The 9,483-nt window shown below is 57.2% G+C and carries 7 protein-coding genes; 4 read left to right on the plus strand and 3 right to left on the minus strand.

Annotation, left to right across the window (positions count from 1 at the left end; translation table 11 throughout):
• The first annotated feature begins 145 nt into the window (after window positions 1-145).
• The gene (locus HMPREF2807_RS03400; RefSeq protein WP_232751612.1) at window positions 146-724 is read left to right on the plus strand and encodes an META domain-containing protein; all 579 of its coding nucleotides are present in this window, start codon (window positions 146-148) and stop codon (window positions 722-724) included.
• 35 nt (window positions 725-759) lie between these two features.
• Here HMPREF2807_RS03400 and HMPREF2807_RS03405 read toward each other — a convergent pair whose 3' ends face one another.
• Window positions 760-1,728 carry a TDT family transporter gene (locus tag HMPREF2807_RS03405; RefSeq protein WP_083306672.1) on the minus strand — a complete coding sequence of 323 codons (969 nt, stop codon included), beginning with the start codon at window positions 1,726-1,728 and terminating at the stop codon, window positions 760-762.
• Window positions 1,729-2,206: 478 nt separating this feature from the next.
• Between HMPREF2807_RS03405 and HMPREF2807_RS03410 the strand changes: the two genes are divergently transcribed.
• Window positions 2,207-3,658 (plus strand): hypothetical protein, encoded by a 1,452-nt coding sequence (locus HMPREF2807_RS03410; RefSeq protein WP_070510549.1) that lies wholly within the window; start codon window positions 2,207-2,209, stop codon window positions 3,656-3,658.
• A gap of 169 nt (window positions 3,659-3,827) precedes the next feature.
• Here HMPREF2807_RS03410 and HMPREF2807_RS03415 read toward each other — a convergent pair whose 3' ends face one another.
• Window positions 3,828-5,705: a hypothetical protein gene (locus HMPREF2807_RS03415; RefSeq protein WP_070510551.1), complete on the minus strand. Its 1,878-nt coding sequence runs from the start codon at window positions 5,703-5,705 to the stop codon at window positions 3,828-3,830.
• Window positions 5,706-6,132: 427 nt separating this feature from the next.
• Here HMPREF2807_RS03415 and HMPREF2807_RS03420 point away from each other — a divergent pair, with 427 nt between their 5' ends.
• Window positions 6,133-6,588: a hypothetical protein gene (locus HMPREF2807_RS03420; protein WP_070510553.1), complete on the plus strand. Its 456-nt coding sequence runs from the start codon at window positions 6,133-6,135 to the stop codon at window positions 6,586-6,588.
• Between the two features lie 737 nt (window positions 6,589-7,325).
• On the opposite strand, the gene glnA is transcribed toward HMPREF2807_RS03420, so the two are convergent.
• Window positions 7,326-8,759, minus strand: coding sequence for a type I glutamate--ammonia ligase (glnA, locus tag HMPREF2807_RS03425; protein WP_046647924.1), 1,434 nt, complete (start codon window positions 8,757-8,759; stop codon window positions 7,326-7,328).
• A 129-nt stretch (window positions 8,760-8,888) separates the two neighbouring features.
• On the opposite strand from glnA, the gene HMPREF2807_RS03430 reads away from it, so the two are divergent.
• Window positions 8,889-9,323 (plus strand): RDD family protein, encoded by a 435-nt coding sequence (locus tag HMPREF2807_RS03430; protein ID WP_046647925.1) that lies wholly within the window; start codon window positions 8,889-8,891, stop codon window positions 9,321-9,323.
• The last annotated feature ends 160 nt before the right edge of the window (window positions 9,324-9,483 follow it).

Genomic DNA, 9,483 nt, shown 5'->3' on the forward strand with positions numbered 1-9,483 from the left:
CCCCGCTACGCACCCCAAAACCGGAAGAGCCGTTTTAGTCTGCGGCCTGTAAGGGGATGGGGGAGTTGTAGAGTTGCCTCAAAATATCATCGGAAACGCATGAAATGGGTTGATGTTGGAGGCCGCGGCCGATAGCTTCGGGGCCATGATTTCACGCACACTGAAGAAAGTAACCACAGCAACTGCGTTCGTCGCCCTCGCAGGCGGCGTCCTGGGCGCCGGTACTGCCGGTGCGCAAGAGCTGTCCTCCGTCGACTCCCCGCAGTCCAGCCAGATCCAGGAGCTGAGCTCCCGCCTCTTTGGCGGTCCGGGCACCCCGGAGGACTCTGAAGCACCGGAAGGCTCCGGGCTGATTGAGAAGTACGAGGACGTCGACGGTCTGCAAGACAAGCTGCCGGCCGATGAGGCCCAGAAGGTTCTCAACGGTACCTTCACCGCAAAGAAGAACCCAGCGATTTCCGTGACCTTCAATTCCGATGGAACCCTCGCCTACAACGATGGCTGCAACTCCGGTGGCGCTAGCTACAAGCTGGATCAGACCGATGCCATTGTGGTGGAGAACCTGAACTCTACGTTGCGCGCCTGCGCCCCTGATGCCATGGCCGACGCCGATGCGCTCAAGGCTATCCTCTCCGCCAAGCCAGTTGTTTTCCCCGTAGAGGGCAACACCTTTGCGTTGGGCAGCCAGGGCCAGGTCATCCAGTTTGAGAAGGCCGAAAACTAAGGCTTGTTAAGCATCCAGTAATTCACGTGGCGGGGCTAGTCCGAGACTGGGCTGGCCCCGCTTGTGCGTGCGCGCCGGCCCTCGAGGAGCCAGCCAACGAAGCGGCAGGAGCAGGCAGACCAGTGCGCGATAAGGAGCACCGGGATGCTGAGCGCGATGACGTCGAGAAGCTCCGAGCCATTCACCAGCGCTACCTGGTGACCACCCATGCTGACCGTTCCCGGTGGGAATGTGCAGGCCCACCACGCGGGCGAGTAATCCACCCAGCGAGCCACGTTGGGGTAGAAGGTGACCATGGCATAAAGCGCGAGGGGGATGGCAATCACCATGGCGGTGAGCCCGTAGTAGACAGAGAAACTACCGGGGTAGAGGATCTGCATGGCGGTAGTGGATTGGCCCACCACGCCCAGCGGCACCCATGCCGTCGCGGAGTTGGCGCCGGTGAGGTTGACTTTGCCGTGCCAAGCAGCCCAATACACGCGGATGAAGATGGGGACCGCAGTGGAGATAGACATGATGAATAAAACGGTGCCCATCACGTGGTAGGCGCGCCCGTAGTCGAGGGCGAGGAAGCCGGCTACGGAGGAGGAAATCATGGGGCCGACCAGCGGCAGGCCCCAGGTAAACCGCGGCTGACCGTCGAAGCGGGTGAGCTGGATGGCCCACGTGATGACGGTGACCGGGCCACCGATCCAGAAGCCCACTAGGCGGAAGGTTCCGATATCCGTCAATCCGGACAGTGCTGCGCCGAGTGCCAGGATGCCGATGAAGTACATGGACCATTCCGCCATGGAGGTCCGCGCGAAGCTGGGCTGGCGGTAGAGCGCGAAGCCGACCGTCAGCACGAGCAGGATGACGCAGGCTAGCGCTGCGAAGATGGCGGAGCCAACCAGCATGTCTTCCTCAACGAGCAGCCGGGAGACGATGGAGGTGCCCATGAGGCTGCCGCCCCACGCGGGGCCGGGCGGTAGCAGTTGGCGGAATCTGTCAGTCACAGATGGCATGGTAGCCACCCCACTGCAGGAAAGCTCGTTTGATCAGCGGGATTAGGACGTGAGATTGCACCTTGTTGTGTACTGCAGTAGGGGAGGGCACACAGAGCGCGTGTGGCGGTTGACTTCACCGCCGTTGGAACCGCGTGTGTTCTCCAGGCTAGAAAACCTCACCAACCCTCATTGCTGGGAACGGTGAGGAGCAATGTCTTAAGTGTAAGCGTAGAGGAACAAAATTGAACGCGCGCGCAACAGTAACTTGCTGATTTTTTGTCAAATATTTGGTTGTCGCTGGTCAATGGAACGGAATTATCTCCCGAGAAATACCCCCGAGTGTATGGGTGTCAGTAAACTCTCTGACCTCAGCCTAGACGGCCCCTCTAGAAACCTACCCCGTAACATCAAATTTGCTACCCCTCGATGAGGGGCCAATTCCAGGCCAAAAGCAATTCGCCCTGCACTTAGGTAAGTATCCCGAGATAATCTCCCTATGGCCCCACAACAGCTCAGCGACCTCCAGCGCACCGTCCTGGAATGGGTGAACTCTGGTTGCCCCGAAGACTCGGCACCCAGCGGCAACTACAAGATTTCCGCCCGCAGTCTCGAAGGCTACGAGCTGGTGAAGATTAAAGGACATGGCGACGCATGGACGGCAACCATCACCGAGCGCGGCAAGCGGGTGCTCACAGGTACGGAGCCACTTCGGCCGAAGAAAAAGAAGAAGACTACTGTTGGCGGGCCGGCCACGGGTAGCGAGCGAGTCGTGACCACACCCAATCGCCCCGCCACCCCGTATCGTCCCCGCGTTACGCCGACCGTTGGGGAAGCACAACAGCTCCTTGCCGCTATCGAGGGCGCGCACCGCGGCTTCTTTCGCGTCAAGTGCAGCAAGGAGGAGTTTGAGCGCGAGTGGGAACCCCGTCTTAAGGCTGCGCAACGCGTGGCGCAAGAAAAGCAGCGCTCACGTCGTCTTGTCTTTAACCTCAAGGAAGAAGGCTGGAACTCGTGGTGGCCGACGCATGTGCAGGCCGGGTTTGTCGACGAGGTGGTTCTTACAGAAAGCTCACGTCTGCTTCTTTCCGGGGAGCGACGAGTGAGCAAGTTGCACCCGATGGTTGCGCTGTTTACTGACAAGGCCAACTTTGATGTCTCCGCGAAAGCTGCGCCGCGTGCAAGGCGGCTACTTCATGTGCTTTTCACCGAGGCCGAACGGATTGGGTGGGAGGTGAATTCGCGAGAAATTGAGTCGAGGAAGTGGAACACGCCGTCACGCACAGGTGTCTATGTCGCTGGCCGGGAGATTACAGTCACCGAGCAGACTGACAAGGTGGAGCGTGAACCAATCAGGAAAGAAAAAGCAGAGCTTAATCGCTATAACTGGGACAAAACGAGGGGCATGGAGCCGGTGTATGACCATGTTCCGAATGGCTTGCTCACCATTGAAATGGGGTGGAATAGGGTCAACGACACGAAGCGTAACCCTCGTCGCCTAGACACGGCACTAGCGACGCGCATGACGCAGACTGCCGTCGAGAGATTCTTTACTCGTTGCGACAGCGACTTCAAACGTGAAGCGGAGGCGTCGTGGCAGCGTCGTAAAGACCACGCCGCCGAGATTTTGAGGGTTCGTGAGGGGCGCGCGTTCGAGCTGGAGACTTTGCGTCGGCAAGCCAGTATCTACCGAGAACATCAGGGGCTACTCGCTTTCGTGAGCGAGCTGGAGGGAACCAGCAATGTCGATGCTGACTACCTCGCGTGGTGCAAGCATATCCTGGAGCGAGAAAACCCCGTGCCGGTGCTAGCCGTCCCGCAGGTGCCGGAACTCGATAGGGAGGTGTTCAAAGAGGAGATTGTTGAGGTCGCGGGGACACTCGATGATTCCGAGCTGGACGTGTGGACGCAGGTCGGGTTCGACGGCGCTGAGACTTCGGGGCCAGCGTAGGTGGATTCGTTTTGAGGAATCGCATTGGCGCTGAACGGGATCGGGTACGATAACTTCCCTGTTAGGCAGGCACACTGCTCACCAGGGAACAGTGGGTGACAGGGCTCGAGTGAGCCCAAAGAGCTAAAGGGATGTGTGACTCCATTGCCGATGTCTCGTCCTTGTCTGGTTAGCGCGAGAGTTCCTTGAGAACGGACTCCTCGATGAACTTTCTTTCGTACTGCTCCCATTTAGCTTCTGGCCGCGGCGCTGCATCCGCGTATCTCGATGTGAGTTCCGGGTCCGTGTGCAACTGGTAAATCGGAGTTTCCTTGAACCTGGTGCGGTCGTCTTCGCGACTTCGTTCCAACCAAAATGCGGTTTCGTCGGGCTGCCCCAGCAGGATTGAGGCTCCTGCTTTTAACGGTGCTACATAGTGGTGATTGGCTGGCAGACTTTCGCGAAAAAGTCGAATATCCGTAAGGTCAGCGTCAGTCAGATTCCCGAGCCGCTTATCAATTTGCCACACGTTTACCTGCGCAATCTCGGAAAATTCGGGTTCGGTGAAGAGCCAGGTGGCAAGTTTTCTGGCTCCTCTGAGCAGTTCCGTGGCGCGTCGTGGCTGTAAGTCCGCGGCCTCGATAAGTTTCAGCACGGTCTCGTTGGCGAAGTTGGTTCTCCTGTCGTTGTCCACATACATCTCATATGCCTCGGTGATGTGCTCAAGTCCAAGGTTGAGTGTGGTTGAGATTTCTTCTGCCGTGAGAACTTCAAATGCAGTAATGCGCGTGTGGACCTCGGGGTCGTCTTTGGCAACCCACCAAAACTGCCCATTGTCGAGGTCTCCAACGCTTTTGATGGTCGCAAAGTCTTCGTTGTTGCGGTGGGAAGCAAGGAAGCGAAGCTGCCATTTTCCAAGTTCGACCATAAGTTTGTGAGGTTGTTCGTCGGGGAGAGAGAACTTGCCACCGTACACGAAGTACTTGACAATGTTCTCCAGCATGTCGAGGTTGGTATCGAAGTCGCGAACATGCAGTAGCGAGGTGTCGACGTTGAGGAGTTCGCACAAGGCGTTGATGTCTTGAAAGATTCGCAGGCTTTGCCTTTGAGGTGTGAAGTCGTAGTCGTTGAGTTTCCACCGGACTTCGTTTTCCCCGATGTCAAACGATTCGTTTTCGATCCAGTAGTTAAGAAATTCAAGATTGGTAAGTGCTTCGTCAAAGTCCTCGACTAGGGAAGAGTTGACCTCTCCGCCTTGGTTCTTAATGTCTAGGGTGATGCGTAAGGAGGGAGTAACAGCGAGTTCCATAAGGTGGTCGTTGATAAGCCGTCGGCGTGCATCCGAAATGACAATTGAGCCTGCGCGAAGTTCATGGCCGAGTTCATGTGAAGCGTATTCTTCCGGCCAATACTGGAAGTGACCGGGCAGTGGCACCCTGTTTCCGTCTCGCAGTTTCAGTTCGATATGAGAGGGGATACCTGTCCCGATACCGACTACTCCCGGCTTGTTGAAGTTAAGGGAATCCACTGTCGAAACGTGGAGGCCTGTTGCTAGGGACAGCATGTCATCCGACAACTTAATGTTGCTGGGTTGGCACTTCGCTCGGGCAAGTTTCGCGATTCTAGTTTGCGCGTCACAGTCTTCGGGGAACGGCAACAGTTTCACTGTTCGGGATTTCTTGTCGCCCATTTCCCTCAGCTCGTGTTCGATGTCAAGTGGGCCTAGAATGAGGTAATAAGCTCGGCGTTCCAAGCCTCGAATATGGACAACGAAGAGTATTACGCCGTCTGAGTTGTGAAAACCAGTCAGGTATTTCTTCTTTAGTTTGAACTTGGCGAGATTCTTGAATTGCTCGGCCTGTTTCAGCTCGTGCCCCTTGCACTGCGACCTAACTGCCCATTGAAAGTGTTCGGTCTTTTTGGTCTTGTCGGGGGCGTAGTATTTGAGTTCGCCGTCAACGATTGCTGTCTTGTCGTTCTTAGACAGCTCAGCCCGCAGGTGCTTGTTCCCACGGAGCAGGTCTTGGATGTAGTTAACGGCTGCTTCTTCAATATCGTCGTTATCCACGAGTACTCCCAAGTAGCGTCTAGTTCAGATCACTAGAGTTTACCAGGCAGTACTCGTAGTCTTTCGTTGTTGGAGATGCGTGAAATCCGAGTGTCTAGGGACTAGCTACACCCGCTCCCATGTACCCAGGAAAATGTTTGTGTGAATACCCTGCAACCGCAACCGCCGCGCGGTGCAGTACGTGCCGACCTTGGTGCGGGTAATTCAGACTAGCTCGCCCGTGTCGGCTGCATGAAGGTGAGAATGACTTGCAGGCAATGGCGGTTTTCCAGAATACAGGTTTGCCGAGGCGGTATCTTATTGGGGACCGAGTATTTGCTCGCCTGCTTCTGCGGTCGACAAGTACCAACGCCCAACGCGCCAGGACAACTGGGGACATATTGGCGACCTCCCAGACAGAAAAGAAGCCCTCGGTATTACTGCCGACGTGGAGGGTATTACCCAGGTTGCGGGCCAAGCCTACTGTCCGTGTATTGCTGCCTATGAGGACCTGTTGTATCCCAAGGCGGACCACGAAAGCAAAGACATGATCGGCGCTGAGCGCGAGGCGAAGCACGCTCGGCGCAAGACCCTTCAACTTCCGATTAAGGCAACACGCACTGACGGCTCACAACGTTTCGAGTGCCCGGCATTGTCTGGCAAGGTGATCTGTCCGCTTCGGGCTGGTAACAAACGCGCTCGCGAAGCAGCGGCCAAGAAAACCGCGTTGGGTCAGCCACCCATGCCACTGCCACAACACGTCCTGGACAAGGTGAATACCTCCGGCAAGATTTGCTCCCAAGCCTCAGTACTGGTGAGTATCCACGAACACGACCGCTTCCATAAGTACGCGCAGCAGGGCCTTCCCTCTCTATACGAAAGAGTGGGAAAAGCTCTACCGTAAGCCACGCAACATTATCGAGGCACGCAACCACAGTCTGAAAAGCCTGGTTGCTATTGGTAAGGGGGGGAGCGGACAAAACGCTATACGCGAAGCGTGGCCGCATTCATGCTCCTTATCGGTCTTGCTGTCGCTGGAACCAATGCCTTGCAGGCAATGAACTACTTGCGCAGGCAAGTTGACGAGGGCCCTGGTCCACGTCCCCCCCTCGGGGCGGGCGCCCGCGTAAAGGCCGGGCACGCGAGGACATGCTGAGCATTGCGGGCGCTAATGCCCCGCCTCAGATTGGCGAAGCCGCATAAGAAGTCACGAGCCTTGCTGGAACTCTCCAGGAGGCCGTGGCCTTGAACCCGTGGTCAGGTGCCGGAAATAGCCCGTGAAGCGGGCAGTGACAGGGCTAATCGAGTCGAAAACCGCCCAAATAGGATATGAAAAATAGCGAACCCCTCGACAATTCTGACGAAACGTCGAGGGGTTCGCTTCTACCTAGCAGTAATGCAAATCAACGCAGGTCAGTTGTGCAAACATGCCTTCGCCTCTAGCTTTTGAAGTTTATGAAGAGCTTTGAGGATTGCCCCCACCTAAATGGTGGAGGTGCTTTCGTCGTTTTAAGGGGGCTACCTCAAGGCAAAATCCCGTAGAAATCCCGCAAACCCCCGAAAACATGCAAACACCGCAAAACATGAAAAGTCCCTGACCTGCACAAACGGAAACACACAGGCCAGGGACAAACCTCAAAACTAGCAGTCGTAGTACATCTCAAATTCCTGCGGAGTCGGACGCAGGCGCACCGGCGCAATCTCGTTCTCGCGCTTGTAGTTGATGTAGGTCTCGATGAGGTCTTCGGAGAAGACATCGCCTTCAGTAAGGAAGTCGTTGTCTTCCTCAAGCGCAGCGATGGAGGCCTCCAGGGAGGTGGGGGCCTGCGGAATGGACGCAGCCTCTGCCGGCGGCAGCTCGTAGAGGTCCTTGTCCACCGGGGCGTGCGGCTCGATGCGGTTCTTGATGCCGTCGAGGCCTGCCATCATCATGGCGGCGAAACCGAAGTAGGGGTTGCCGGACGGGTCCGGCGCACGGAACTCGATGCGCTTGGCCTTCGGGTTGGAGCCGGTAATCGGGATGCGGATGGCAGCCGAGCGGTTGCGCTGCGAGTACACCAGGTTGATCGGTGCCTCAAAGCCCGGAACCAGGCGGTGGTAGGAGTTCAGGGTTGCGTTCGTGAACGCCAGAACCGCCGGTGCGTGGGCCAGGATGCCGCCGATGTAGTAGCGAGCAATGTCAGACAGGCCTGCATAGCCGGCCTCATCGTGGAAGAGCGGCTTGCCATCCTGCCACAGCGACATGTGGGCGTGCATGCCGGAGCCGTTATCGCCGGCCAGCGGCTTAGGCATGAAGGTCACGGTCTTGCCGAACTGCTCCGCGGTGTTCTTGATGATGTACTTGAAGGTCTGAATATCATCCGCCGCGTGCAGCAGGGAGTTGAAGCGGTAGTTGATCTCGTTCTGGCCGCTGCCCACCTCGTGGTGGAAACGCTCGATGACAAAGCCTGCCTTCTGCAGCTGCTCCACCATGGCGTCGCGAACTTCGCCGTGCTTGTCGACGGGCGCCGTAGGGAAGTAGCCGCCCTTCACGCGAGTCTTAAAACCGGTGTTCGGGGTGCCATCGAAGTTGGTCTCGGAACCGCGGTTCCACCAGCCTTCATCGGTATCAACCTCGTAGAAGCCGTGGTTAACGTCGGTGCTGTAGCGCACGGAGTCGAAAATATAGAACTCAGCTTCAGCGCCGAAGTTACAGGTATCCGCGATGCCGGTGGAAGCGAGGTACTCCTCAGCCTTGCGCGCGATGTTGCGCGGGTCGCGGCTAAAGGGCTCCAACGTAAACGGGTCGTGGACGAAGAACTTGATGTTCAGGGTCTTCGCGGTGCGGAAAGGATCCACGAAGGCGGTCTTCGGATCCGGCAGCAGCGTCATATCGGACTCATCGATGGTGGTAAATCCGCGGATGGAAGAACCATCAAAGGCGAGGCCTTCGGCAGCTGCGTCTTCAGTAAATTCCTCGGCCGGAATAGAGAAGTGGTGCTCAGTGCCGGGGACGTCCGTAAACCGGATGTCAACGAACTTGACGTCCTCTTCCTTGATGAATGCGATGACGTCCTGGATTGTCTCAAAGGACACGGTGGTCTCCTGTTGGTTGACGTGTAGTACTCCCGACTAGTTTACAGGTATTGGCTTTGTCGCTGGGGTGTCTGGGGCACGTGGAGGCAAATTTTCTGCTTAGCAGAGCCGACGGCTAGATTGGTGGGCATGGCTGATAACAACGATGGCTTTGAGAACGGGCAGTGGCCTGGGCAAACAATGGGCTTGCCCAAGGAGGGCTCAGGTTCCCTGGCTTCTGTAATGCGGCGCACTTTTGGCGTTCTCATTGACTGGCTCTTGGCAATGCTGATAGCCAATCTCCTCGAGCTCTTTACGAATTCGCTCGGTGGCCCGGCATTCTTGGGCTATGCGGTGTGGGTAGTCATGGGCATCGTGTGCGGTTGGCTCTTCGCCCGCACCCCGGGCATGGCGCTGCTGGGGATGGGAGTCGCACGTCTTGATGTGCCGGGCTCTTCCGTTGGCTTGTGGCGAGCCGCGGTCCGCACGCTGCTGACTGCAGTGCTTTTCCCCGCAGCGATGGTCGATGCCGACGGCCGCGGCCTCCACGACCGCGCCACCGGCACCGCCGTCATCATGGCTTAAGGCTTGTTCTGCGTCAGCCGGTCGTATCCACCACAGATGCCCCACAAATGGTTCCCCTGAAAAGGTTTGTTTGGGGGCAAACAAACCTTCTTCATAACGCTAGAGGGTTTACTTGGGGTCAAGTAAACCGGCTCTTCCGGTTTTGGGGTGCGTAGCGGGG

Origin of the sequence: Corynebacterium sp. HMSC074A09, from assembly GCF_001811545.1 — a bacterium.
GTDB lineage: Bacteria > Actinomycetota > Actinomycetes > Mycobacteriales > Mycobacteriaceae > Corynebacterium > Corynebacterium hiratae.

Coding starts and splice junctions, on each gene's coding strand:
- HMPREF2807_RS03400 (WP_232751612.1), top strand. CDS start 146: ATGATTTCACGCACACTGAAGAAAGTAACCACAGCAACTGCGTTCGTC.
- HMPREF2807_RS03405 (WP_083306672.1), bottom strand. CDS start 1,728: ATGCCATCTGTGACTGACAGATTCCGCCAACTGCTACCGCCCGGCCCC.
- HMPREF2807_RS03410 (WP_070510549.1), top strand. CDS start 2,207: ATGGCCCCACAACAGCTCAGCGACCTCCAGCGCACCGTCCTGGAATGG.
- HMPREF2807_RS03430 (WP_046647925.1), top strand. CDS start 8,889: ATGGCTGATAACAACGATGGCTTTGAGAACGGGCAGTGGCCTGGGCAA.